24 protein-coding genes are annotated in these 25,232 nt (G+C 44.7%); 1 reads left to right on the top strand and 23 read right to left on the bottom strand.

The annotated features are described in order from the left end of the window. Window positions 1-75: 75 nt before the first annotated feature. From T355_RS0102230 to argC, 13 genes are all read right to left on the bottom strand, one after another. Window positions 76-630: a GerMN domain-containing protein gene (locus T355_RS0102230; RefSeq protein WP_027396326.1), complete on the bottom strand. Its 555-nt coding sequence runs from the start codon at window positions 628-630 to the stop codon at window positions 76-78. Window positions 631-645: 15 nt separating this feature from the next. Continuing rightward, complete coding sequence (locus T355_RS0102225) at window positions 646-1,722, bottom strand: N-acetylmuramoyl-L-alanine amidase family protein (protein ID WP_027396325.1); 1,077 nt, start codon at window positions 1,720-1,722, stop codon at window positions 646-648. A gap of 16 nt (window positions 1,723-1,738) precedes the next feature. Continuing rightward, window positions 1,739-1,939 (bottom strand): DUF3006 domain-containing protein, encoded by a 201-nt coding sequence (locus tag T355_RS0102220; protein ID WP_027396324.1) that lies wholly within the window; start codon window positions 1,937-1,939, stop codon window positions 1,739-1,741. Between the two features lies 1 nt (window position 1,940). Next, on the bottom strand, window positions 1,941-2,909 hold the full coding sequence (locus tag T355_RS0102215) for a ComEC/Rec2 family competence protein (RefSeq protein WP_051555319.1): 969 nt from the start codon (window positions 2,907-2,909) through the stop codon (window positions 1,941-1,943). A gap of 13 nt (window positions 2,910-2,922) precedes the next feature. Continuing rightward, window positions 2,923-3,105 (bottom strand): hypothetical protein, encoded by a 183-nt coding sequence (locus tag T355_RS0102210; RefSeq protein WP_027396322.1) that lies wholly within the window; start codon window positions 3,103-3,105, stop codon window positions 2,923-2,925. 165 nt (window positions 3,106-3,270) lie between these two features. Beyond that, window positions 3,271-4,965: a glycoside hydrolase family 13 protein gene (locus T355_RS13240; RefSeq protein WP_051555318.1), complete on the bottom strand. Its 1,695-nt coding sequence runs from the start codon at window positions 4,963-4,965 to the stop codon at window positions 3,271-3,273. A gap of 259 nt (window positions 4,966-5,224) precedes the next feature. Then, complete coding sequence (argH, locus tag T355_RS0102200) at window positions 5,225-6,652, bottom strand: argininosuccinate lyase (RefSeq protein WP_027396321.1); 1,428 nt, start codon at window positions 6,650-6,652, stop codon at window positions 5,225-5,227. Between the two features lies 1 nt (window position 6,653). Beyond that, window positions 6,654-7,865, bottom strand: a complete 1,212-nt coding sequence (locus T355_RS0102195) for an argininosuccinate synthase (RefSeq protein ID WP_027396320.1) — start codon at window positions 7,863-7,865, stop codon at window positions 6,654-6,656. Between the two features lie 77 nt (window positions 7,866-7,942). Then, on the bottom strand, window positions 7,943-8,875 hold the full coding sequence (argF, locus tag T355_RS0102190; protein WP_027396319.1) for an ornithine carbamoyltransferase: 933 nt from the start codon (window positions 8,873-8,875) through the stop codon (window positions 7,943-7,945). A gap of 283 nt (window positions 8,876-9,158) precedes the next feature. Then, the gene (locus T355_RS0102185; protein WP_027396318.1) at window positions 9,159-10,352 is read right to left on the bottom strand and encodes an acetylornithine transaminase; all 1,194 of its coding nucleotides are present in this window, start codon (window positions 10,350-10,352) and stop codon (window positions 9,159-9,161) included. Window positions 10,353-10,376: 24 nt separating this feature from the next. Next, window positions 10,377-11,264, bottom strand: a complete 888-nt coding sequence (gene argB / locus T355_RS0102180) for an acetylglutamate kinase (RefSeq protein WP_027396317.1) — start codon at window positions 11,262-11,264, stop codon at window positions 10,377-10,379. A gap of 22 nt (window positions 11,265-11,286) precedes the next feature. Beyond that, window positions 11,287-12,498, bottom strand: coding sequence for a bifunctional glutamate N-acetyltransferase/amino-acid acetyltransferase ArgJ (gene argJ, locus T355_RS0102175; protein WP_027396316.1), 1,212 nt, complete (start codon window positions 12,496-12,498; stop codon window positions 11,287-11,289). A 67-nt stretch (window positions 12,499-12,565) separates the two neighbouring features. Further along, the gene (gene argC / locus T355_RS0102170) at window positions 12,566-13,603 is read right to left on the bottom strand and encodes an N-acetyl-gamma-glutamyl-phosphate reductase (RefSeq protein WP_027396315.1); all 1,038 of its coding nucleotides are present in this window, start codon (window positions 13,601-13,603) and stop codon (window positions 12,566-12,568) included. 190 nt (window positions 13,604-13,793) lie between these two features. Between argC and T355_RS13235 the strand changes: the two genes are divergently transcribed. Then, window positions 13,794-14,537 (top strand): transglycosylase domain-containing protein, encoded by a 744-nt coding sequence (locus T355_RS13235; protein WP_155851652.1) that lies wholly within the window; start codon window positions 13,794-13,796, stop codon window positions 14,535-14,537. A gap of 152 nt (window positions 14,538-14,689) precedes the next feature. Here T355_RS13235 and T355_RS0102160 read toward each other — a convergent pair whose 3' ends face one another. From T355_RS0102160 to purM, 10 genes are all read right to left on the bottom strand, one after another. Further along, window positions 14,690-15,418 (bottom strand): hypothetical protein, encoded by a 729-nt coding sequence (locus T355_RS0102160; RefSeq protein WP_027396314.1) that lies wholly within the window; start codon window positions 15,416-15,418, stop codon window positions 14,690-14,692. Between the two features lie 203 nt (window positions 15,419-15,621). Continuing rightward, entirely contained in the window at window positions 15,622-16,491 is an 870-nt protein-coding gene (gene sdaAA, locus T355_RS0102155) for an L-serine ammonia-lyase, iron-sulfur-dependent, subunit alpha (RefSeq protein WP_027396313.1), read from the bottom strand. Window positions 16,492-16,502: 11 nt separating this feature from the next. Beyond that, window positions 16,503-17,165: an L-serine ammonia-lyase, iron-sulfur-dependent subunit beta gene (gene sdaAB / locus T355_RS0102150; protein ID WP_027396312.1), complete on the bottom strand. Its 663-nt coding sequence runs from the start codon at window positions 17,163-17,165 to the stop codon at window positions 16,503-16,505. A 144-nt stretch (window positions 17,166-17,309) separates the two neighbouring features. Further along, window positions 17,310-18,194 (bottom strand): 4-hydroxy-tetrahydrodipicolinate synthase, encoded by an 885-nt coding sequence (gene dapA, locus T355_RS0102145; RefSeq protein ID WP_027396311.1) that lies wholly within the window; start codon window positions 18,192-18,194, stop codon window positions 17,310-17,312. Between the two features lie 115 nt (window positions 18,195-18,309). After that, the gene (locus T355_RS0102140; RefSeq protein WP_027396310.1) at window positions 18,310-21,240 is read right to left on the bottom strand and encodes an insulinase family protein; all 2,931 of its coding nucleotides are present in this window, start codon (window positions 21,238-21,240) and stop codon (window positions 18,310-18,312) included. Window positions 21,241-21,363: 123 nt separating this feature from the next. After that, window positions 21,364-21,615, bottom strand: a complete 252-nt coding sequence (locus T355_RS0102135) for a hypothetical protein (RefSeq protein ID WP_051555317.1) — start codon at window positions 21,613-21,615, stop codon at window positions 21,364-21,366. A 49-nt stretch (window positions 21,616-21,664) separates the two neighbouring features. Further along, window positions 21,665-22,945, bottom strand: a complete 1,281-nt coding sequence (gene purD, locus T355_RS0102130; protein WP_027396308.1) for a phosphoribosylamine--glycine ligase — start codon at window positions 22,943-22,945, stop codon at window positions 21,665-21,667. Beyond that, the gene (locus tag T355_RS0102125; protein WP_027396307.1) at window positions 22,945-23,538 is read right to left on the bottom strand and encodes a hypothetical protein; all 594 of its coding nucleotides are present in this window, start codon (window positions 23,536-23,538) and stop codon (window positions 22,945-22,947) included. Before T355_RS0102125 ends, purD begins: the two co-directional genes overlap by 1 nt. Before the next feature lie 26 nt (window positions 23,539-23,564). Beyond that, window positions 23,565-24,179, bottom strand: a complete 615-nt coding sequence (gene purN, locus T355_RS0102120) for a phosphoribosylglycinamide formyltransferase (RefSeq protein WP_027396306.1) — start codon at window positions 24,177-24,179, stop codon at window positions 23,565-23,567. Continuing rightward, complete coding sequence (purM, locus tag T355_RS0102115; protein ID WP_027396305.1) at window positions 24,172-25,224, bottom strand: phosphoribosylformylglycinamidine cyclo-ligase; 1,053 nt, start codon at window positions 25,222-25,224, stop codon at window positions 24,172-24,174. Before purM ends, purN begins: the two co-directional genes overlap by 8 nt. Between the last annotated feature and the right edge of the window lie 8 nt (window positions 25,225-25,232).

The following is a 25,232-nucleotide window of genomic DNA, read 5'->3' as shown; positions in this document are numbered from 1 at the left end:
AAAGAGACACCTTCCGTGTATTGCCTAAGCAATATCGTGAAAAATGTCTCATACTTCTTTATACTCTATAAAATTTTATTTAAGCAACTCATCCATGCGGGAAAGTGGCTTGCTGACATCCATGTGTCCCTTCAGTGTCTCCACGTTACGGCCATCAATGGTTATCTGCACCTTCTTAATCTCCGGGAACTCCGTAAGTGTATTAACAACGGAACCTACCAAGAACTCCTCACCAGTAGAGCCGCCATTGAAGTGCTTTATAAGCCCCTTGTCAAAATCCACCTTGGCTGTATCACCGCTGACTGTTACTCCTAACAGCTTGGCCTGCTTTGGTATTACTGTAGTGAGTTTACTGTCGTCAGTGCCTTCCATCAGTGCATCCATAGCAGCCTTATACTTGGTGGTACCAGCAACCTTCACAGTCTTGTCAATTGCCACCAGCTTAGTGGCATCACTATTCGGGAAGTACACCTTAATCTTGATTTTTTCTTCTGCTAGTTTTTCAGTCTTGTTCTCCACCACAGTATTGGTGCTCTTATTAGACTGCTGGTTATTATCCTTATCGCAGCCAGCCACCACGAGGGTCATAAGCACAAGCATCAGTGCTGCAATAATCTTTGTCATTTTCATTCTGGATAATCCTCCTTATTTTCCAATATTTTGGAAGTAATTGCTTATACCCTTGCAGATAGCCAAGGCCATGGTATGCTGAACCTCTGCACTGGCCAACATATTTTCCTCATAAGGATTTGATATAAATGCTGTTTCAACCAAGGTTGCCGGAATCCATGAATTTCTCAGCACGTAGAAATTTGCACTGTGAATCCCACGGTCATAAAGTCCTGTTGCAGCAACCATTTCATCCTGAATGAGCTGTGCCAACAAGGAATCCCTGGAGCTGTGGCCATAATAATATGTACCAGTACCATGGGCTGATGAATTGGTAAAGGCATTACAGTGAATGCTGACAAATATATCCGCCTCAGGATGACGACGACTCACGTTGACACGGGCCTGCAGCTCCTGTTTATCAGTAGCATCTGGTCCATATACATCCACATCGGTGGTACGGGTCATTACCACGTTGACACCATTGTTTTCCAGAATACGTGCCACATCCAAGGAAATATTAAGGGTTACATTTTTTTCTTTAACATAGCTTGGGCCAATAGCACCCGAGTCACTACCGCCATGACCAGGGTCAATAACCACTGTACGTCCCTCTACACCATACAGCTTTTCATCGCCTATGGCCTTATTAGGGGACCCCTTATCTGCTGCAATCTCGACTACAAGGCGATAAGGCTTTTTGGCCTTTTTATCAGCTTCGGCGGCATAAACCTTGTATTCATGATCTTCCAAAGAATCTGTCACCGCAATTGTGGCCACCATATCCCTATTTTCATTTTTCAAGGTCATATATCTGGCAATTTTGCGGTCAAGACCAATATTTTTCTTTACATCTCCCCGATTGGTGTTATTCATCTTTATAATAAGTTGAAATGGCTTATCGGGGTTTTGGCTAACCTCGTATTCAAGGTCCCCCTTGTTCATGCCCATTTCGATACGGACCCAGTTTCTTCCGTCATCATCTTTAAAGTTATTGTAGCGGAAATAATTTAATGTATGATTTACGGCCGCCTGAGCTGTTAAACTGCCTGTCCCCATTATTCCCAGAACACAGCAAATCACAATAAGCAACCTACACCATGTTTTCTTCAATGACATTCGCTCCTTATTAGTCTTCCATAAGCTCCATGGCTTCTTTCAAAGCCACCTGAGTTGATTGTTTATCTTTTTTGATATCCAGCTTTATGAAATTACCTTCATTGATATCATCTGGTAACAGCTTACAGGGAATCTCAATCTGATACTCCTCTTCCCCCAGCAGAATAATAGCCAAACCTTCCTCAATTCTGTCAACATATCCTGAAATCATTTTACCGCTCTCCTTTTACAGAATAGGTATTACCATCAGTTGTAACGGTTACTGTACCGTCCTTGTCAGTTTCCAAGACATTAATATTCAGCTTTTTAAAGGTCTGCATGGTTTCTTTGTGAGGATGCCCATATTTGTTGTTAGGACCACAGGAAATAATGGCATATTCCGGCTGCACAGCCTTCACGTAATTAAAAGTGGAAGAAGTGTGGCTGCCATGATGCGGTGCCTTATACACCTTACACTTTAGGCTATTGCCATAAGCTGCCAGCAAATCCTTCTCCACTTCCTTTTCGGCGTCACCGGTAAGAAGCATGGAAAAATCTCCTAAGGACAATATCCCCACAATAGATTCATTGTTGACGTTGACCTTCTTATCTGCCTGTAAATCCCGCGTATCATTTTCAATTATCTGAGATGTTGGATTCAACACCTTGAAAGAAACACCATTGCCAAAATCCAGTACATCACCGGCCTTAACCTTTATCTGCTTTGTACCCTGGGCCTTTGCCGCTTTTAAGGCATTGCGAAAAGCCCCGCTGGCAGACGGGATACCATTATGAATTAATTCCGTAACCCCATACTGCTTTATTACCTTGGCCGCTTTACCAATGTGATCCGCATGGGCATGGGTCATAATCAGCTTGTCAATATGGGTAACGCCCTCCTTGTCCAGAGCTGCAAAAAGCTGATTGTTATCCTCATTCTTGCGATTATCCTCCCGATATTTGTCATCACCGGTATCTATGAGAATAACCTGTTCTCCGGTATTAATTAGAATTGCATCTCCCTGACCCACATCAAGCACCTTTACTGTAAGCTGCCCCTTAATCTGTGTTTCTGCAGTAGTGGTAGTGCCAGTATTATCCGCAGTTCCATTATTGGAAACAGCCCCCTGGCCACAGCCTGATACCAGTATAGCCAAGGTAAAAACCATAACCACAAGATATCTATACATATTCTTTGTCATTTTAGCACCAACCTTATCGTTTATTGCGCACATTTACAACATAAAGTCGGATACCCAGCATAATCAGCCATGCCACAACACTGACTATAAGCACATAATCAATGGTCTGCAAATCATTAAAGTTGGTCAGAAACAGGACTACTACAATAAGCACCAGCATAAGCCAGTCAGACTTATTCATTCCTTCTATCTTCATAAGAACCTCCAAAAGCAATACTATTCCATGCCCATCACGAACACAGATACTATATAATTATAACGCAGTTATTCAAATTTTTCCATACATGGAAAAATCTCTTATTAAGCGTTTCAACGCAGCAGCCCGCCAGTACTTCAAATACTGACGGGCTTTACTCAATTATCAATTCACCTTTTCATAAATACGGGTCTCCAATGGCTTAAGAAGTATCTCATTTGCATCTTCTTCACTACTTAATACCATCTTTTTCCCATCAATAATCTCCTTTGGAATCTTTACCTCTTCCAAAGAGAAATTCGCAATTGTTGTAACCTGTTCCTTTTCCGAGGTTCGTGTAAAAGCGAAAACTTTCTCATCATCTGGCAAAAGCTCCTCATAACTTCCTTCGGTCAATGTCAGATGATTTTTGCGGAATTCTGCCAGACGGTGGTACCAATTGAGGACAGAAGCTTCATCATTTTCCTCCGCTTCAACATTTTTCACAGCATAATTATCATGGAGTGGCAGCCAAGGCTCTCCTGTTGTAAAGCCTGCATTTTTACTATTATTCCATCCCATAGGTGTTCTGGCGTTATCCCGACTGAAAAAATGAACGAACTCCATGGCCTGTTCGTGTGAAAAGCCCTCCTGCAAGGCATTTTTGTATTGTCCATGGGAGGAAATATCATCATAATCTTCTATATATGACCATACAACATTGGAATAGCCCAATTCCTGCCCCTGATAGATAAATGGTGTTCCCCGTAATGTGAGCAACACAGCAGCAATAACCTTGGCAGCCTTATCCTTGTTGGCAGTAGCTGGAAAAAAATGATTCACGCAACGAGGCTGATCATGATTTTCAAAAAAGACCGGGCACCAGCCATCATCCTTTGTGGCCTTCTGAGTAGCTGACAGGGCAGATTTCAGCTCTGGCAATGTCCACGAGGTAGGCCGATACCATATTTCTCCATTTTTAAGGTTAAGATTCACATGGCTGAACTCAAACACCATATCAAATACCCCATTATCGCCTACCCATTGCGGCAAATCCTTGGGCTGTATACCATTAGCTTCACCTACAGTGAAAATATCCCGTCCCACAAACACTTCATTTTTGAATTCGTGGAGAAAATCTAAAATTCCTGTGGTATTAGCTGTCATGCTATGAATGTTTACCATACCATCTACACCGTCTGGAGTACCATCCTGAAAGGCTGGTTTTTTTATATAAGTAATGGCATCAATCCGGAACCCTCCCACTCCCTTATCCAGCCAAAATTTAGCAGCTGCATAAAGTGCACGTCTAACCTCAGGATTCTCCCAATTAAGGTCAGGCTGTTGGGCAGCGAAGGTATGAAGATAATATTGCCCACGTTCCTCGCACCATGTCCAAGCACTTCCCCCGAAAATACTGCGCCAGTTAGTTGGTGCACTACCATCTGGCTTGGCATCCCGCCAAATATACCAATCTGCCTTAGGATTGGTGCGGCTTTTTCTTGATTCCTGAAACCATGGATTTTGATCAGAGCTGTGGTTAAACACCAAATCCATAACAATACGCATATCACGTTTTTGGGCCTCCGCCACCAGTCGGTCAAAGTCCTCCATAGTTCCATATAGGGGATCAATAGCTGTATAATCGGCAATATCGTAGCCATTATCCACCATAGGTGAGGAATATACCGGTGTGAGCCAAATAGCTCCCACGCCCAATTGCTGTATATGATCCAAATGATTGGTAATACCTGGAATATCACCGATACCATTACCTGTTGTATCCGCATAGCTCCTTGGGTAAATCTGGTAAACAGTAGTCTTCTGCCACCATTTTAAGTCCTTTTTCTCCTGCTCCTTGGCAGAAACTGTGGATGTCAAAAATAGTCCACATACACAGATTAAAACAGCAATGCTCCATAACGTCAAAATATCACTACCCTGTTTTATAATAGCCATCCCCTGTTCCATTATTATTAAATAAAACATATACGCAATATACCATCGTCTATATTATAATGCCATTGTTCAATTTTTTCTTCTTTAAAAGAAAAATCTTCCAATTAGCGCTTTCTAGTAAAAAAATAAACCCGGCAGCATTGATCACAATACCGACGGGTTTAAATGTTTGAACTATTTACTACTTAACTACAATCTGCTTAGTTGTCCTGTCCTCTACCACGGCACTTTCCATATTCATGATGCCATGGGCCAAATTTAGCTGCATCTCCACCTGATTATATGAGGTACCACCATAGGAGTTGCGGTTCTTTACGCAGGTCTCCGGGCTGATGGCATCGTAAATGTCATCCTCAAACAGCTCTGAAAGCTCCTTAAACTCATTCATGGACATATCAGCCAGCCACTTACCCTGCTCAATGCAGTAATGAACTGCCTTGCCAGAAACAGCATGAGCCTGTCTGAAAGGCATGCCCTTCTTTACCAGATAATCCGCCAAATCCGTAGCATTGGAGAAATCCTCTGCAACAGCCCTGCGCATAACCTCTGGGCGAACCTTCATACCCCGCAAAATTCTGGCATACACTGCCAGACTAAATTTAATGGTATCAATGGTATCGAAGATACCCTCTTTGTCCTCCTGAAGGTCCTTATTATATGCCAAAGGCAGCCCTTTTACAGTGCTGAGCATAGCCATAAGATGACCAACCACACGGCCAGTCTTGCCACGTACCAGCTCAGATACATCAGGATTCTTTTTCTGTGGCATCATGGATGAACCAGTACAATGGGCATCATCCAGCTCTATAAAGAAGAACTCTCTGGAGCACCAAAGGATTGTTTCCTCGCTGAGTCTTGACAGATGAACCATCAAAATTGAAGCAGCTGATAAAAATTCCATAATATAGTCACGGTCAGAAACCGCATCCAGGCTATTGGAATAGATATTCTCAAAATTTAACTGTTCTGCTACATATTTCCTGTCAATAGGGAAGGTGGTACCAGCCAAAGCTCCGGCGCCCAGTGGCATAATATCACAGCGCTCATATACTCCTACAAAGCGATCAAAATCCCTTTTCAGCATGGAGAAATAAGCCATCATATGATGTGAGAACAGAACTGGCTGAGCCCGCTGGAGATGGGTATAACCCGGCATAATAACATCACTGTATTTTTCTGCCGTCTCCACCAGAGCCTTCTGCATATCCAAAATCAGCTTCTGTACCTCCACCACCTGGCGACGAATGAACATGTGGGTATCCAAAGCCACCTGATCGTTGCGGCTGCGGGCGGTATGAAGTCTGCCACCAGCATCACCAATGGCATCAGTAAGGCGCTTTTCAATATTCATATGAATATCTTCTAAAGCCACCTCAAAGGAGAAGTTGCCTTCCTCTATTTTCTTATATATGTCCTTCAACCCAGCGATAATGGCATCCCGATCCACCTCGGAAATAATACCAACCTTGGCCAGCATGGTGGCATGGGCAATAGAGCCAGCAATATCCTCGGCATACATCCGCTTATCAAAATCAATTGAAGCCTGAAAATCATTTATCATCTCGTCAGTGGACTTGGAAAAACGTCCGCCCCAGAGCTGTTCAGCCATATTATTTACCTGCCTTTTCCTGCATAAGTGCACGAACCTTTAATGGAAGACCGAAGAGGTTGATGAAGCCCTCAGCATCTGCCTGATTATATACATGATCTTCCTCGAAGGTTACAAATTCCTGATTATAGAGAGAATATGGAGACTTGGCGCCAGCACTCATAATATTACCCTTATAGAGCTTGAGCTTAACGGTACCAGTAACACTCTCCTGGGTGCTGTCTACGAATGCAGACAGTGCCTCGCGAAGCTGACAGAACCACATACCATCATATACCAGCTCACCAAAGCGGATAGCCACGCCCTCCTTGAAGTGATAGGTAGCGCGATCAAGGCACAAATACTCCAGTTCACGATGGGCATAGTAGAGAATTGCTCCGCCTGGGTTCTCATAAACGCCACGGGACTTCATGCCAACGAGACGATTCTCACAAATATCCACGATACCTACGCCGTTGCGGGCACCGATTTCATTGAGCTTATTTAAGAGCTCCACAGCTCCCATGCGCTCGCCATTTACAGCTACTGGCACACCCTTTTCGAAGCAAACAGTAAGCTCCTCAGGCTTATCCGGAGCATCCTCTGGAGCCTTGGAAACCAGGAACATCTCATTATTTGGAGCATTCCAAGGGTCCTCCAAATCAGAGCCCTCGTGGGAAAGATGCCAAATATTCTTATCCATGGAATACTTCTTGTTGTCAGTTGGAATATCAATATTATGAGCCTTGGCATACTCAATCTCCTGGGTACGGGAAAGAAGCTCCCACTCACGCCATGGAGCAATAATAGCCATATTAGGAGCCAATGCCTTTACAGTCAGCTCAAAACGAACCTGGTCATTACCCTTACCAGTAGCACCGTGTGCAATGGCGTCAGCACCTTCCTGCTTGGCAATCTCCACCAGCTTCTTGGCAATCAAAGGACGGGCAAAGGAGGTACCAAGGAGATATTTTCCCTCATATACGGCACCAGCCTTAAGGGTAGGCCATACATAATCAGTAAGGAATTCCTCAGTGAGATCAGCGATGTAGCACTTGGAAGCACCAGAACGCAGTGCCTTGTCGTGAATGGCCTGCATATCGTCCCCCTGTCCGATATCAGCGCAGCATGCGATAACCTCGCAGCCGCCATAGTTTTCCTTCAACCACGGAATAATTACTGAGGTATCCAAGCCACCGGAATATGCCAATACAACCTTCTTAAACTCTGCCATAATCATTATCTCCTTTTTTATTTTTTCATTCGACAGAAAATGTTTCCTGTCTAAAATTACAATAATACAATACTTAATCAGTCACCCATAAGAAGTGCCATAATGGCCTTCTGGGTGTGAAGTCTGTTTTCTGCCTCATCAAATATTACGTCGGCATAGGCCTCCATAATTTCATCGGTGATTTCCTCTCCCCGATACGCTGGTAAGCAGTGCATTACGATAACACGCTTGTCTGCTTCTTTAAGGAGCTCGGCATTGACCTGATAATCCTTGAAGATTTTCTTGCGCTCATCGTGCTCTGCCTCTTGCCCCATGCTGGCCCAGGTGTCGGTAACCACAATGTCTGCCCCCTTGGCAGCCTCAAATGGATCTGTTACCAGCTTAATGGATGCGCCAGTTTCCTTGGCATCCTCAATGGCGTTTTTCATCACCTGCTCATCTGGCTCGAAGCCCTTTGGTGTAGCCGCCACAAATTCCATTCCCGCCTTAGCGCAACCATACATATATGAATTAGTCATGTTATTGCCATCACCAACATAGGCCATTTTCAGCCCCTTAAGGTTTTTGCCCTTGTGCTCCTGAATGGTGAGAAGGTCAGTAAGAACCTGGCATGGATGTAAGAGATCAGTCAAGGCGTTAATAACCGGTACATCCGACCATTGAGCGAATTCCTCTACCCTGTCATGGCCGTAGGTACGAATCATAATACCGTCCAGATAACGGGACATAACCCTTGCGGTATCCTTAATAGGCTCTCCCCGCCCAAGCTGCAAATCACGGTTGGACAGGAACAGGGCCTGACCGCCCAGCTGATACATACCAGTCTCAAAGGACAAACGGGTACGGGTCGAAGACTTCTCAAAAATCATACCCAAGGTCTTGCCCTTCAACAGGTGGTGTTCAATACCCGCCTTCTGTTTGGCCTTCAGCTCATGGCCCAAAGCCAATATTTCATTTACCTCATCCACGGACAAATCATGGATTGAGAGTAAATCCTTGCCTTTTAACATCTATCTAACCTCCCAACCGTTGAAATACTTTTGTACACCAACGGTATATATTATACTACAATTTTCGGATATTTTCATCTGATTATGTGGAATAGGACGGCGAATGATTACCTTGAACACTTAGACTGAGGAGCGTTAAGAAACTATTTTTTTCATACCTGCATTAGCTGAAAAAATCATTTGTTTGAGCGAAGCGAGTTATGATTTTTTCTGCTATTTAAATAACGAAAAAAATGGTTTTAGTGACGAAGTCGTCGTGAAAGGTAACATTCACCGTCGTATATTATGCAAAATCAGGTAATACGCTTTCTAATATATCGCACACCTCATCAATGTGTTCCTTGGTAACAATCAGAGGTGGTACAAATCTCAACACATTACCAGCGGTGCAGTTAATGATAGCACCCTTTTCCAGACAGGAGTTTACAATATCCCTTCCTGGCTTGGTAAGCTCCATGCCCAAAATAAGCCCCATGCCCCGCACCTCTTTTACAAGGTCTGGGAATTTGTTCTGGATTTTCTCCAGACGGGATTTCATATAATCACCCATAGCCTCTACGTTATCGAGGAACTTATCATCCCCTACCAAATCAAGCACCACATTGGCTGCAGCACAAGCTAGAGGATTGCCACCGAAGGTGGAACCGTGATCTCCTGCATGGAATACGGCTGCCACCTTATCAGAGGCAATAAAGGCACCAATTGGTACCCCGCCGGCCAATCCCTTGGCCAAGGTTACAATATCCGGCTTAACGCCAAATTTATCATAAGTGAAGAATTTACCGCTGCGACCGATACCTGTCTGGATTTCATCAAATATCAGCAGGGCGTTGTGCTTATTGCAAAGCTCACGGACCTTGGTTAAATAAGCACCATCTGGAACATGCACGCCGCCTTCGCCTTGGATAGGCTCCAGCATAACTGCTGCGGTTTTATCACTCATTATCTTTTCAAGGGCTTCTATATCGTTATATGGCACATAATCAAAGCCCTCAGGAAGTGGGCCGAAGCCCTCCTGATACTTTGGCTGACCAGTTGCCGTCAAAGTGGCAATGGTGCGGCCATGGAAGCTGTGAACAGCTGTGATAATCTGGGATTTATCTGCATCAATGCTATGCGCATACTTACGGGCCAATTTAATGGCTCCCTCATTGGCCTCCGCTCCGGAATTTCCAAAGAACACCTTATTAAGTCCGCTTAATTTGGTGAGCTTTTCCGCCGCATCAGCCTGTACTTGTGTGTAATAGAGATTGGAACAGTGAATCATTTTCCCTGCCTGTTCAGCCACTGCCTTTACCAGCTGAGGATGATTGTGCCCCAAGACATTTACAGCAATGCCTCCCAGAAAATCGATGTATTTCTTCCCATGGGTGTCATAAACATAGACCCCGTCGCCATGGTCCAATACGATTTTGTATCGGGCAAAGACCGGAAGATAGTCTCTGGCGTCCTTTTCATAAATCTGTTCATCAGTCATATATGTACACCCTTTCATTGTCAATCATTTAATAACCTGAGTACCAATACCACTGGAGGTCAGCAGCTCCAATATGATGGAGTGAGGCTGACGACCATCTATAATGTGGACCTTGTTGGTACCACTTTCAATGGATTTAAGACAGGCTTCGATTTTTGGAATCATGCCCCCGGAAATTATTCCAGCTTTAATATAGTCCTTGGCCTCCGCCACTGTAAGAGTAGAGATAAAGGTATCCTTGTCCTCAAAATCCTTATAAACTCCTTCAGTATCTGTAAGCAACAGCAGTTTTTCTGCCTTTAGGGCGCCAGCTATTTCCGCTGCCACATAATCAGCATTGATATTGTAGCTTTCGCCGTCATCGCCTACACCGATAGGGGCGATAACTGGAATGTAGCCGTTATCCAACAGGGTATCCAAAATGGACGTGTCAATGGCGGCCACCTGGCCTACATAGCCGATATCCACATTGGCCTGCTTTCCTGCTTCATCATATACAGTGGCCAGCTTCTTGGAGGCTTTAATCAGTCCCGCATCCTTACCGCTAAGGCCTACTGCCTTTACACCGCGGCAATTAAGCATATTTACAATATCGGAGTTTACCTTGCCATCAAGGACCATCTCCGCTATTTCCACTGTTTCCTCATCCGTTACTCTAAGACCACTGACAAAGGCAGACTGTTTACCCACCTTCTTTAAAAATTGGGTGATGTCCGGGCCACCGCCATGTACGATTACCGGCCGCATCCCCACATATTTCAGCAGGCTCACATCCTCCATAACCTTCTGCTTTAGCTCTTCGTTTATCATAGCATTGCCACCGTATTTTATAACGATGGTTTTGCCGTAAAATTCTTGAATGTATGGCAAGGCCTCAATAAGGGTGCCTGCCTTTTTTTCTGCATGCTCCATTATAGCCATGTAAATCACCTCATCAGGTGTGATACTCACCGTTAATCTTTACATACTCATAGGAGAAATCACAGCTCCACACTGTGGCAGTGGCATCTCCCATGCCCATTTCCACATTGATTTCAATATCATGCTCTGCCATTACCTTGGAAAGCTCATCCATATCAAATTCTGCTCCCAAGCCATTGGCGTAAACAGTAATATCACCAAATTTAATTACAGTCTTTTCAGGCACCATTGGAACCCCGGCATAGCCCACAGCACAGATTACCCGGCCCCAGTTAGGGTCTTCGCCAAAGAAAGCAGTTTTAACCAATGGAGACTTGGCAATGCTCATGGCCACAGTCTTGGCATCCTCAAAGGTCTTGGTGCCATGTACATTAATGGTAAGGAACTTGGTAGCCCCTTCGCCATCAGCAGCAATACGCTTGGACAGCTCCTGGCAGATGGTCTTTAGGGAATCATAGAACACTTTATAGTCCTCAGTCCCTTCCTTGATTTCCGCATTGCCGGCCTCACCATTTGCCAGAACCAGCACGGTATCATTTGTACTCATATCACCGTCCACGGAAATCATATTGAAGGAAACCTCCACAATGTCAGACAAGGTCTTTTGCAGGAGAGGTGCAGCTATGTTGGCATCAGTGGAAATATAGCAAAGCATGGTAGCCATATTTGGCTGAATCATGCCAGAGCCCTTGGCAATAGCACCAAAGCGAACCTCCTTGCCTCCGATCTGTACGGAGAAGGAGCATGCCTTGGAATAAGTATCTGTAGTAATAATGGCGTTTCCGGCATTCACACTGCCATCCTCAGAAAGCTCAGCTGCAGCCGCCTTAATACCAGCTGCCATCTTGTCCATAGGCAGATTAACACCAATAATGCCAGTGGAACCAACAAATACATCATAAGGATCACATCCCAGCTCAGCAGCTGCCAGCTTGGCCATTTCCTGGGCATTCTTCAGCCCCACTTCGCCGGTGCAGGCATTGGCACAGCCGGCATTTGCCACAATAGCATGAGCCTTGCCGTTCTTAAGATGTTCCTTATCCACAATAACCGGAGCCGCAGCCACGGCATTCTTGGTAAATACACCAGCAACAGCTGCTTCCTTTTCAGTATATATCAATGCTAAATCCAAATTGCCGCTCTTTTTTATACCAGCCTTGACACCAGCAGCCTTAAATCCCTTAGGGAAGGTTACGCCGGCCTTTGCATTTTTCTCAGAAAACATTTTTTATTCCTCCTATATAACTGTAATGCCTTCACCAAGATGGGGAAGGTAATAATTTCTATATTAATTAAGGGTACATTGGCACAACATCCAGCCCCAGCTTTTCGTCAAAGCCACAGGCAATGTTGAAATTTTGAACGGCCTGACCAGCCGCCCCCTTCACCAAATTATCAATGGCTGATAGAACAATTACCCTGTTGGTTCTCGGGTCAATGTGCCAACCCAGCTCACAGTAATTTGAGCCTCGCACATTCTTGGTAGCTGGATAACCATTTCTGCCAAGAAGTCTGACAAAGAACTCCTTACCATACATTTCCTCATAGGCCTTGTCAACCTGCTCCGGCTTCACTCCGTCCAAGAGCTTTGCATAGCATGTGCTCAAAATTCCCCTGGACATTGGCACCAAGTGAGGTGTGAAATTAAGTACCGTATTTTTCCCGGACAATTCTGTCAGCGCCTGCTCAATTTCCGGTGTATGACGGTGGTTAGCTACGCCATAGGCTTTGAAGCTATCATATAGCTCCGGGAAATGATTTGGCAGCTTTGCTCCCCTGCCTGCTCCGGAAACTCCTGACTTGGCATCAATCACAATAGTATCCATATCGATAAGATTGGCCTTGGCCAATGGTGCCAGAGCCAAAATGCTGGCAGTGGTATAACAGCCTGCATTGCCTATTATCTTGGCATCCTTTATCTGATCTCTGTAAAGCTCTGCCAAGCCATATACTCTAGGGGCATCCTTGTGGATATGCTCCACCTTGTACCAGGCCTCATATACATCAGTATCATCAAAGCGGTAATCCGCACCCAAATCAATAATACGGGTTGGCTTATCCTCCAACGCCTTTCCCACTTTCATGGCATGACCATGAGGCAAGCCTATGAAAACGAAATCACTGTCATTACCGATTTGTTCCATCTCACTCATACTGATGAGCTGTTTATCATAAATTCCTCGCAAATGAGGGTATATATCAGAAATATTCTCACCTGCATGGCTTTCAGAGGTAATATGCACCACATGAGCCTCAGGGTGATTATGTAATATTCTCAACAATTCGGCACCAGCATAGCCAGTTGCACCAATAACGCTTACCTTCTTCATGGTCAATTCCTCCTTGTCAATGAGTAGAGTATACACCTTTTATTCATAAAATGCAAGATTTTATTAATAATTATGCATCAGTATACATGATATTTATTACTTTTTAGCTTGGAAATGGAAAATTACGAACAACTGTGTTAGAATTAATTGCGTTACCAATTATGATTCATAAAGAAGGAAAATATATAGCATGATGTTCTTAATTAGATTACTTAAACGGCTTATAATGCTGGCAATTCTGCTTGCCATTATGTTCTGTGGGGCCTATTATTTTTCTGGTGGCACCATTTTCTTTGAACCGGCCACTGCCCTGCGAATTAATCGTATTGTTTTTCTTGAGCGGGAGGTCAACAACTCCTTGGACCGTGACAATTACGTTACCATTGATGAAATGCCGGAATCCCTGACTCAGGCAGTAGTGGCCGTAGAGGATAACCGTTTCTACACGCATCATGGTTTTGACCCAGAGGGAATTGGCAGAGCAGCCCTGGTAAATCTCCAATATGGCGAAGTCAAAGAGGGAGCCAGCACCATTACCCAGCAGCTGGTAAAAAATATGTTTCTCTCCCAGGACCAGACCTACGGGCGAAAGGCTGAGGAATTATTGCTGGCCCTTGATATGGAGCTACACTACTCCAAGGAACAGATTCTGGAAATGTATCTGAATACCATTTACTTTGGCTCGGGCTTTTACGGGTTAAAGGATGCCTGCAAGGGCTATTTCGATAAAACTCCTGACCAGCTTGCGTTGCCTGAGGCCGCCATGCTGGCTGGTATTCCCAACGCACCTTCTGTTTATTCCCCTTATGAAAACTTTAAGCTGGCCAAGCAACGCCAATTTATTGTTCTCGATGCCATGGTGCGGGCAGGATACCTTAGAGAAAACATTGCCGAGGATGCCAAAATAAAACCGTTGTATCTGGCCCATCAATAATCTATCCAGATGATGATAAATACCAACCCAAGGAAAAGTTCATAGGCACAGCAATACTTTTCTGCAAAATTGAACAATTAATAATCTGCATACAAAAAAGAAGCCTTTACGAAATGAAAACATTTCATAAAAGCTTCTTTTAAATTTAATTATTATTCGTTGCCCCAGCCACGGCCTACTCTGTGGTCAGGTCTCAGATATCTGTCCAAATCATTTTCAACGATTTCCTGAGCCTTCTGCTTAGCCAGCTTTTCCTTCTTGTACTTCTCGTAGTTTTCCTTACCCATCTTCAGGATAAGCTCATCCTCTTCCTTCTTCTCCTTTGCTACAACCTTGATTCTATTGCTGTAGGCATTGAAGAAATCACGGCAAATTTCTTCATAGAGCTTTGTGTCACGAGGGGTACCCTTTGGAGCGAGCTTTCTGTAGGAATACAGTACCTCATGGGACTTGGAATCCACAACATCAAAGAACACATTAAGACGGGTATCATTGGATACAGTGCAAACGATATACGCATCACCATAATCCTTAACTCTTTCCTTAAAGAGCTCCAGTGCCTTATGACGGCCCAGACGATAGATATCGATATGCTCCTTATTGTTTACGGTTCTACAAAAATCCTGATAGGACATATAAGAGAACTGATTCTTCTTGTTGTTCTTTACAGCCTGATCGTAAATCATCTTGGTAAGCTCTTCAACAGTTGGCTCCTCATCCTGTGGAGAGAACTGCGGATTACCAATTACGAAGGACTTTGCATCCAGCATACCATAGCTGTATACGGTTTCCTTTGAAGTACCCACTTCCCAGGCAAATGCAAACTGGGTGCCAAAAACCATAATGCACATCACAGTCAGCAGCTGTATAATCTTCTTCATTAAAATTACCTCCATAAAAGTCTAGTTTTAATCCCTAGTAAGCAAGATGAAAACATACCGGTTTTCATCAGCCCTTATAGTGAATCTAAGTTCATCTTTCAGATTTGATTCTCTAAGATTCCCTAGTAAAGTTTAATATAAACAGTCATATTTGTCCATTAAAACATGATTAAACTATCTATATAAAATTCAAAGGATTAACCTTAACCAAAGACTCGCTTGGAGATTTCTTTACCCGTCTTGGTAAGCGCCAATCCTCCCTCAGCAGTTTCCTTAACGGTGCGAGGCAGGCTCCGTCCAATACGGTCCATAGCATCAATTACCTCATCCACTGGAATAACGGATTCCACCCCAGCCAAAGCCATATCCGCTGCCACCATGGAATGGACAGCCACAAAGCCATTTCTTTTGACACAAGGCACCTCCACCAGTCCTGCTACCGGATCACAGGCAAGGCCCAAAAGATTTTTTATAGCCAAAGCTACAGCGTGTCCCACCTGGTCAGGAGTACCTCCCGCAAGCTGTACCATAGCACCGGCAGCCATACCAGCTGCCGTACCACACTCCGCCTGGCAGCCGCCATAGGCCCCTGCAATGGAGGCATTGGCCTCTATTACCAGTCCGATACCAGCTGCAGTAAATAAAGCATCCACTATTTCTTCTTCAGTATTATTATTCTTTTCCGCTGCTGTCTTAATGGCCGCCGGAACAATACCACAGGATCCAGCCGTTGGACAAGCTACAATACGGCCCATTACCGCATTAACCTCACTGACACCCACAGCACTGGCTGCAGCTGTCATAACCGTTTTCCCTGTATAGCTATTATCCCTATGGGCATAAATTTTTATGGCATCTCCCCCTGTGAGACCACTAAGGGACTTATCCTTGTTTGATACTCCACGCTCAATGGATTCCTGCATTACCCGCCAGTTATCCTCCATGGATTTTAGCATGTGCTCCTTGCTGTCAAAGGAATGCTCCATCTCATACTCCATGGTTATTTTACCAATAGTAGTCTTATTCTCCTTAGCCAGCTCAATGAGCTCTTTTATTGAATTAAAATTTACCATGTGCCCATCTCCTATATAGCTGGAACTGCAAAAGCATTTTCAATGACGCCTGTACTGCGGCAATCCTGAATAATATCTTCCGTCAGCTCTTCATCTGTCTCAATTATCATCATGGCCTGCTGGCCACGGTTGCGGCGAAAAACACGCATAAAAGCAATATTTACGCGATGCTTTGCCAGTACATCGGAAATATCCCGAATAACCCCTGGCTTGTCCGTATGAACGATAATCAAAGATGGATACTGACCAGTGAGAGCTATCTGGAAGCTATCAATGTTCCTCACCTCAATATTGCCACCGCCTACAGAGGCACCGCCAACAGTAATTTTGCGTCCATTAATACCGGTCAGGACAAACACCGCCGTATTAGGATGGGCATCCCCTAAATCCACTGGTGCAAATGAATAATCCAGCCCGCGCTCCTTGGCAATATCCAAGGCATCGCGAATTCGTTCATCCTCAGGGGAAAAGCCCAACAAGCCACCTATTAAGGCCTTGTCGGTACCGTGTCCCCGATAGGTTCTGGCAAAGGAACCATGCAATAAAATCTCCGCTTTTGCCACCGGTTCCCCTAAAATTTTCCCTGCCATAAGCCCTAATCTGGCCGCACCAGCCGTATGGGAGCTGGATGGTCCAATCATAATTGGACCAACAATGTCGAAAACTCCTCTCATAATAACCTCCTAAATATCCCCTGGCATAGCCTTCCCCTCAAAAGCTATACCCATAAAAAAGAGCTGCAACCTATGCAGTTGCAGCCCTCGACATCAATCCTTCGACAATCCTACAACCGTTTTAGGATTGTATATTAAGAAGTATTACAGGAGCTTGTGTGCTTCCAAACACTTCTTTAGTAACGTCTCATGCTCTGGTTCCATCTCTGTAAGTGGCAGGCGCAATGGGCCGGCATTATATCCCTTCATGCGCATAGCAACCTTAACGGGAATAGGATTCACCTCACAGAAAAGCGCACCAATCAAATCTATGAAATCAATCTGCAACTGGGCAGCTTCCTTCACCTTGCCATCAAAAAACAGCTGACAGATATCATGGGTTTCCCTTGGTGCCACGTTGGACAATACGGAGATAACCCCCTGACCACCCAAGGACAGAATAGGAATAATCTGATCATCATTGCCAGAATAAACAGCCAAATCATCGCCGCACTCATGGCGAATCTTTACAATCTGTGAAAGATCACCACTGGCTTCCTTTACTGCCACAATCCGTGGATGCTTAGACAGCTCCTTATAAGTAGAAAGCTGAATATTCACACCGGTACGGGAAGGAACATTATACATGATAATTGGAATATTAACAGAATCTGCAATAGCAGTATAATGCTTAACCAAGCCCTTCTGGGTACATTTATTATAGTATGGAGTAACCACCAGCAGTGCATCTGCCCCCACCTTCTCAGCATACTGGGAAAGCTGAATGGCATAGGCTGTCTCGTTGGAGCCGGTACCTGCAACCACAGGAATACGGCCAGCAACCTTCTCCACTGCATATTTAATAGCGGCTTTATGTTCTTCATCAGACATTGTAGCGGACTCGCCCGTAGTACCAGTAATTACAATGGCATCTGTGCCACCAGCAATCTGATCCTCAATAACACGGCCCAGCTCCTCGAAATTGATTCCATCTTCAGTAAATGGTGTAATAATAGCTACGCCAGCACCTCTAAAAACAACATCCTTCACAAAAAAACCTCCAAACATTGTCATGTTACATAACCAAGTTAATTTACATAACCAACATAATTATTGCATGGTGACCAAACAAAGTCAATGAAAGTCCTTATTAAACTAATATATCTTAGTCCATTACCCGGGTCATTCTGTCAAATACATCCTTATTTTCTTCCAGAACAGTTTCGTTGCCAAAAATACAGATATTATCAGCCTTCATGGCAGCCTCAATGGCTGGAGCAAGATTTCTTATATCCTTTGGAGTGGTGGAAAGAATCTCATCTCTTACCTTCTGGCGCTGCTTCTGGCTATATTTTCTGAAATACAGGCTCTGGGCAAAGCTGCCCATCATCTTTGGTGTCAATGGCATATCAGCATTGCTTATGGTACCAATAATATACTTGGTCATTTCCCGTTCATCCGCATCAAAATTCTTCAAGAAATCAGCGGTTTCATCAAAGACCTGCAAAGTTTCCTTCAGCTTTGGATCTCTATAAGACAGGAACATAACATTACCATTGCTGTTAATGCTGGTCATAGCACCATAGGCACCGCCCTGAACCCTTATTTTTATCCAGAAGTATTCGTATTTTAACATTACCTCCATTACACGGAGATATCCCGGCACATCATAGCCCAGCTTAATGAGGTTGGCACCCTTGCCCACATACTGCACCTGACTTGATGATAAGAGGGCCTCCTGATGATTTTCTACCGGTAATTCATAAGAACAGCCGACAGCCTGGTCAGCCTCCTTGTTTGCCTTCAAAGCCTCAATAAGTACCTTAATTTCCTTCTCGAACATGCCATAATCAGCCTTAGGCATAGTAACACCAATAGTAAGTCGCTTAGAGCTAAACAGCAATTTCTTTATCTGCTGAAGCTTGGACTTAAAGTCTGCAAAACGCTCATCAAAATTATCTGCCAGGTCCTTCAGTATAGGGTAAAGGGACAGCTCGCCCATTTCCTCAAATACACCATCCTTGGAAATAAAGGATGCCAAGCGGCTGCGGGCAACGGCTACAGAAGAATTCAGCATCTCCATTTCCATGCCAACCTTGGACTGGATAATCAGCTCCTTGAGGCGGGTATCATTCTCAAATATAGTCTCATTAATAACCTCATTCATCAGTTCCACAGCAATAGGCAGATTGCGATAGAACACCTTGGAGGTAAGTCTGAACATAGGACGGAACTCATCAGGCTTTCCAGCAATAGGGAATACATCAATATCTCCCCCCATACCTCCAGTATAGAAGGTCATCTTCTTGCTGAGCTCCACGTAGTCATTGGACTTGGTATCCACCCGTCCCATAAGGTCATTAAACAGGAAGGCATAAGGCACCAGCTCCTGTGGAATAACATCCATATCGAAATATACGGAATAATATACAATCCCCTTGGTATCCACATCGGAGAAAAGCACCTTAACACCGTCAATTTCCTTCTCCTCCAACGGGAACACCCTGGCCTTAGGGTTAATATCAGAAATTTTAAGCAGTGGAATAGTTGCCAGTGCCTCTGGGCTGTCAGGAGTCTGCTGACGTTTTTTCAGCTTTGCAGCAGCATCTATAAGGCCCTGAATTTCCTCTGGGGTCATGCCTGCCTTCACCTTGGCCAGCTGCTCCTCCATCTTTTTGGTATTTTCAGCCGCCATAGTAACACTTGGCTTTAATACCACCAATGCACCAAATTTATTGTCCAGGAGCTTAGTCTGAATAAGGTCCTCATAATATCTGGTGGACAGCTTCTCGCGAAGGGACACCAACAAGTCCTCATAACGCAGCATGATAAGTGGATCCCTATCATAAAGCCAGCTATTCATAAGGGTCAGGTTATAAATAAGTCCCTTTGGTGCTGTACCAAAATCAGATTCACGGAGACGGAACTCCATACGGTTCAAAGTACCCTCCAAAAGATTGCGGTCAATGCCCTCTTTAACAATCTTAGCCAGAGTAGTACGTATTATATCCACAAACTTGTCCGCATGCTGTGGCTCAGAGCCGTTCATCTCAATGCTAAAAAATGGCTGGAGCATTGCACCTTCAAAGCTGGAGGACACATCCTTACCAATACCAGATTCAATAAGGGCCATTCGCAGAGGTGAAGCGTGATTCTTTAAAAGAGCCTCCTCTAAAAGGGACATAGCCAGCAGATCTTCCACCTCATCAGTATCTCCTGCAACTACGGAATAGGACAGGAAAGTCTTAGCCTCGGTGGTTTCCGCCTCACCAATTGGATAATCAGCCACCACCCGCTTAATTTCGTTGAAAGCCTTCTGCTCCTCAATGGTAGAATCCACATCCACAATGTCAAAGTTGCTAAGGTATTCCTCGTCAATAAACTTCAGCTGCTCCTCAATATCCATATCGCCATAGAGATATATGTAGCTGTTGGCTGGGGAATAATACTTTCTATGGAACTCCTTAAACTGCTCATAGGTGAGGCTTGGAATGGCCGCCGGATTACCACCGGACTCCTTGGAATAGGTAGTATCAGGATAAAGGGCACGCATTATTTCATTTGCAAGCAAATCCTCAGGAGAGGACAGGGCCCCCTTCATTTCATTATAAACCACACCACTGTACTTTAATGGTTCATCCTGCTTTTCGATTTCATAATGCCAGCCCTCCTGCATAAGGATTTCAGGATTTTCCAGCATTACAGGATAAAATACCGCATCGAGGTAAACATCCATAAGATTGTGGAAATCCTTGTCGTTGCAGCTGGCCACAGGATATATGGTCTTATCCGGATATGTCATGGCGTTGAGGAAGGTATTAAGGGACCCCTTCACCAGCTCTACAAATGGCTCCTTTAATGGAAATTTTCGTGAACCACAGAGAGTGGAATGCTCAATAATATGGGGCACACCAGTATCATCTGTTGGAGGGGTGCGAAAGGCAATGGAAAATACCTTATTATCATCCTTATTCTTCAAATATAAAAGACGGGCACCGCTCTTAACATGTCTAAATTCAAATGTGTCAGAAGCCACCTCTGGCACATGGTCGGTTTTTATCAGCTTAAAGCCATGAATAATGTCATTTACATTCATAAAAAAATGACCTCCTTAAGTACTCACTAATGTAATAAGTATAGCATAAAATACCCTGTATATAAAAACGGACACAATAAAACTGCCCCATGAAAAAACACAGGGCAGTCCAAAATACAAATATCAGTTTGCGTCCTTGGATATGGTCTGCTCGTTCTTTCCCAGCACCCATCCCAAAACCTTAAGTTCTGCGTATACCATAACCTTCTGCTCACGAAATTCAGCCTTGGCAGCCTTAAGCTCCTTATACTTCTTGCAGGAAAGATTGTATCTGGCAGTAATTTCTGCCGAGCTTCTCATCTTTTCAGGCCTATTGACAGCATGGTCCTTCACCAATTTATTAACATTCTCATTAACATTTTCATTAACGACCATAGAGCTCACTCCGTTCATTAGATTATGCTTCAAGTATACAGCAGTTTTATCACTTCTTCAAGCGTTCCAATGCCCAATGGGCGATATCGTGGCGGAAGTGGGCATCCTTGAAGTGGATTTTATCTACAGATGCATAAGCAGAATCCACTGCTTCCTTGATACCAGCAGCCTTGGCAACCACACCTAATACGCGACCGCCATTGGTGTAGATATGACCGTCCTTTTCGGAGGTGCCGGCATGGAACACAATATTGCCACCAGCCTCAGCCTCTTTCAGACCAGTTATCTCATCACCCTTATTGTAGCTCTTCGGATAGCCACCAGCAGCCATAACAACACATACAGCCGCCCCCTTGCTCCACTTCACCTCAGTTTCAGCAAGAGTGCCATCAATGCAGGAGAGCATAACATCCACCAAATCACTTTCCAGAAGTGGCAGAACCACCTGGGTTTCAGGGTCCCCAAAACGGGCATTAAATTCCACCACTCTTGGTTTACCGTCAGTCACCATAAGACCTGCATAAAGGCACCCCTTATAAAGGCGTCCTTCCTTTTCCATAGCCTTAATAGTTGGTTCGAGAATCAGCTTCTGGGTTTCAGCCAACAGCTCAGGAGTACCCACTGGAGCAGGGGCATAGGCACCCATACCACCGGTATTTGGTCCCTGGTCGTTGTCGTTTACACGCTTATGATCCTGGGAAGGAACCATTGGGATAATGGTCTTACCGTCGGTGAAGCAGAGTACAGAAACCTCCTCACCATCCATAAATTCTTCAACCACCACACGACTCCCGGCATTGCCGAAGGCACCGTCACCCATGATTTCATCAATGGCCCCCAGTGCTTCATCCAGAGTCATAGCCACAATTACCCCCTTGCCTGCAGCCAGTCCGTCGGCCTTAATAACAATAGGAGCACCCTCAGCTTTAATATATTCCTTGGCTGCTGCCGCATCAGTAAAAACCTCGTATTTAGCAGTAGGGATATTGTATTTCTTCATAAGTCCCTTGGAAAAGGCCTTGGAGCCTTCGATTTCAGCTGCGGCCTGTACTGGTCCAAAGGCCTTGATACCAGCAGCATTAAAGGCATCTACAGCGCCATTGGTAAGAGGTACCTCCGGACCAACTACTGCCAGCTCCACATTCTTTTCCCTGGCAAATTTCACCATGGAATCGTTATCGGTAATGGAAATCTCAGGAACGCACTCTGCCAAAGAGGCCATACCAGGATTGCCGGGTATCGCATAGATTTTGTCAGCCTTGGCACTCTGGCTCAGCTTCCATACCAAAGTGTGCTCCCTTGCGCCACTGCCGATTACTAAAATATTCATTACTTGTTCACCTGCTCCATAAGATAATTCTGAATGCAATCATCATACTCAGAAGTATGCTTGAAGGCCTCCTGAGCCAGCTCCATACGAAGCATACCGCTCACGCAGCCGTTCTTGGCAATCTCATCAGCCACCTGGTCATAACGGCTTGGATTAGTGATAACGGTAACGTACTTAAAGTTCTTGGCGGCTGCACGAATCATGGCAGGGCCACCAATATCAATATTCTCAATAGCCTCAGCCAAAGCGACCTCCGGCTTGGAAATGGTTTCCTTGAAAGGATAGAGATTTACTACAACCATGTCAATAGCGGTAATCTTGTGCTCCTTCATGGCCTGAACGTGATTTGGATTGTCACGGACAGCCAGAATACCACCGTGAATCATAGGGTTCAGTGTCTTTACACGACCATCCATAATCTCCGGAAAACCAGTAACATCGCTGACATAGATTACAGGAATACCAGCATCCTTAATAGCCTTCATGGTGCCGCCAGTGGATACGATTTCCACTCCTGCAGCGTGAAGCTTCTTTGCCAACTCAACCACACCAGTTTTGTCAGATACACTGATTAATGCGCGTTTGATTTTCATAGTAAAGTCTCCTTTATTATTAAAAATTAATTTTTTATCCGAACATGACGTTCGCCCACGAGCTCCAGCTTTCCGTCAACATAAAGCTCAATGGCCCTTGGATAAAGGATATGTTCCTTTTCCAGAACTCTGGCAGCCAGAGTCTCCTCTGTATCATTCTCCAAAACAGGCACAGTATCCTGCAAAATAATTGGACCATGATCCATACCCTCATCCACGAAATGAATAGTGCAGCCCGATACCTTGGTACCGTACGCCAGCACATCCCGGTGGGCGTGGGCACCTCCAAAGGATGGCAACAGAGACGGATGAATATTTAAAATCTGATGTCTGAATTCCCCTACAAAATACGGACTCAAAATCCGCATAAACCCAGCCAATACCACAAGAGTAACACCAGCATTTCTAAGCTCAGCCACCAGCTGCTCCTCAAAATCCTGCTGATCCTTACATTCCTTGCGGTTAATGCAAATACTCTTGATGCCATTTTCTCTGGCCACAGCGAGGGCCCTGGCTTCAGGCTTATCAGTAAGCACTATTCCTACCTCAGCCTTAATCTGGCCGGACTTAATGGCTGCCAAAATAGACTGCATATTGGAGCCTCGACCAGAGCATAGAATACCTAATATATGCTTACTCATTGAACACGCCGCCTTTAGTAACAACCTCGTGATTGCCGGTAGTTACATGGCCAATCTCATATACAGGCTCATTCTTTGCCTTAAGATCGGCCTTTATAGCCTCAGCATCCTCACGGGAAACGATAAGGACCATACCAATACCCATATTAAAGGTGCGATACATTTCCTTCCAATCCACATTGCCCCACTTTTGCAGGAGCTTGAAGATGGCAGGAACCTCCCAGGCAGTAGTATCCACTACACAGCCCATATTATCAGGAAGGGCACGAGGAATATTCTCGTAGAAGCCGCCACCAGTAATATGAACCATGCCGTGAATATCGTATTTCTCTATGAGTGGTAAACAGGTCTTAGGGTAAAGTCTGGTAGGAGTCAGGAGCTCCTCACCAATGGTCTTCCCAAGCTCATCAATGAACTCATTTCCCTTGTAGCCCATCTTTTCAAAAACTATCTTACGAACCAAGGAATATCCATTGGAATGAACACCAGAGGATGGCAAAGCCAGCAGCACATCATCCCCCTTTACCTTTTCAGAGGTAATAATCCTTGACTTATCTACTACACCAACTGCAAAGCCGGCAATATCGTATTCACCCACAGGATAAAAGCCGCTCATTTCAGCGGTCTCACCACCAATGAGGGCACATCCGGATTCTTTGCAGGCGTTGGCAACGCCCTTTACAACAGCAGCCACCTGCTCAGGGTCCAGCTTGCCAACTGCCAGATAATCCAAGAAGTAAAGTGGCTCAGCACCCTGTACCAGAATATCATTAACGCACATGGCCACAGCATCCTGTCCAATGGTATCGTGCTTGTCCAACATAAATGCCAAACGCAGCTTAGTACCAACACCATCAGTACCAGAAACCAATACTGGCTCCTTATACTTGCCGGTATTTAGGGCAAAGAGACCGCCAAAGCCCCCCAGATCCCCCAAAACCTCAGGGCGATAGGTGGCTTTAACACTATCCTTGATAAGCTTTACAGAGTAATTACCAGCATCAATATCAACACCGGCGTCACGGTAAGTCAGCTTTTCTTCCATTTATATCC

The sequence above is a fragment of the Anaerovibrio lipolyticus LB2005 genome (assembly GCF_000621545.1).
In the GTDB taxonomy this organism is placed as follows: Bacteria; Bacillota; Negativicutes; order Selenomonadales; family Selenomonadaceae; genus Anaerovibrio; species Anaerovibrio lipolyticus_A.
This window is presented reverse-complemented; position numbering and strand designations above follow the sequence as displayed.

What these genes read in the sequence shown, in the direction of transcription:
- T355_RS0102230 (WP_027396326.1), bottom strand. Translation starts at nt 630, where the DNA reads ATGAAAATGACAAAGATTATTGCAGCACTGATGCTTGTGCTTATGACC.
- T355_RS0102220 (WP_027396324.1), bottom strand. Translation starts at nt 1,939, where the DNA reads ATGATTTCAGGATATGTTGACAGAATTGAGGAAGGTTTGGCTATTATT.
- T355_RS0102215 (WP_051555319.1), bottom strand. Translation starts at nt 2,909, where the DNA reads ATGACAAAGAATATGTATAGATATCTTGTGGTTATGGTTTTTACCTTG.
- T355_RS0102210 (WP_027396322.1), bottom strand. Translation starts at nt 3,105, where the DNA reads ATGAAGATAGAAGGAATGAATAAGTCTGACTGGCTTATGCTGGTGCTT.
- argH (WP_027396321.1), bottom strand. Translation starts at nt 6,652, where the DNA reads ATGGCTGAACAGCTCTGGGGCGGACGTTTTTCCAAGTCCACTGACGAG.
- T355_RS0102195 (WP_027396320.1), bottom strand. Translation starts at nt 7,865, where the DNA reads ATGGCAGAGTTTAAGAAGGTTGTATTGGCATATTCCGGTGGCTTGGAT.
- argF (WP_027396319.1), bottom strand. Translation starts at nt 8,875, where the DNA reads ATGTTAAAAGGCAAGGATTTACTCTCAATCCATGATTTGTCCGTGGAT.
- T355_RS0102185 (WP_027396318.1), bottom strand. Translation starts at nt 10,352, where the DNA reads ATGACTGATGAACAGATTTATGAAAAGGACGCCAGAGACTATCTTCCG.
- argB (WP_027396317.1), bottom strand. Translation starts at nt 11,264, where the DNA reads ATGGAGCATGCAGAAAAAAAGGCAGGCACCCTTATTGAGGCCTTGCCA.
- argJ (WP_027396316.1), bottom strand. Translation starts at nt 12,498, where the DNA reads ATGTTTTCTGAGAAAAATGCAAAGGCCGGCGTAACCTTCCCTAAGGGA.
- argC (WP_027396315.1), bottom strand. Translation starts at nt 13,603, where the DNA reads ATGAAGAAGGTAAGCGTTATTGGTGCAACTGGCTATGCTGGTGCCGAA.
- T355_RS13235 (WP_155851652.1), top strand. Translation starts at nt 13,794, where the DNA reads ATGATGTTCTTAATTAGATTACTTAAACGGCTTATAATGCTGGCAATT.
- T355_RS0102160 (WP_027396314.1), bottom strand. Translation starts at nt 15,418, where the DNA reads ATGAAGAAGATTATACAGCTGCTGACTGTGATGTGCATTATGGTTTTT.
- sdaAA (WP_027396313.1), bottom strand. Translation starts at nt 16,491, where the DNA reads ATGGTAAATTTTAATTCAATAAAAGAGCTCATTGAGCTGGCTAAGGAG.
- sdaAB (WP_027396312.1), bottom strand. Translation starts at nt 17,165, where the DNA reads ATGAGAGGAGTTTTCGACATTGTTGGTCCAATTATGATTGGACCATCC.
- T355_RS0102140 (WP_027396310.1), bottom strand. Translation starts at nt 21,240, where the DNA reads ATGAATGTAAATGACATTATTCATGGCTTTAAGCTGATAAAAACCGAC.
- T355_RS0102135 (WP_051555317.1), bottom strand. Translation starts at nt 21,615, where the DNA reads ATGGTCGTTAATGAAAATGTTAATGAGAATGTTAATAAATTGGTGAAG.
- purD (WP_027396308.1), bottom strand. Translation starts at nt 22,945, where the DNA reads ATGAATATTTTAGTAATCGGCAGTGGCGCAAGGGAGCACACTTTGGTA.
- T355_RS0102125 (WP_027396307.1), bottom strand. Translation starts at nt 23,538, where the DNA reads ATGAAAATCAAACGCGCATTAATCAGTGTATCTGACAAAACTGGTGTG.
- purN (WP_027396306.1), bottom strand. Translation starts at nt 24,179, where the DNA reads ATGAGTAAGCATATATTAGGTATTCTATGCTCTGGTCGAGGCTCCAAT.
- purM (WP_027396305.1), bottom strand. Translation starts at nt 25,224, where the DNA reads ATGGAAGAAAAGCTGACTTACCGTGACGCCGGTGTTGATATTGATGCT.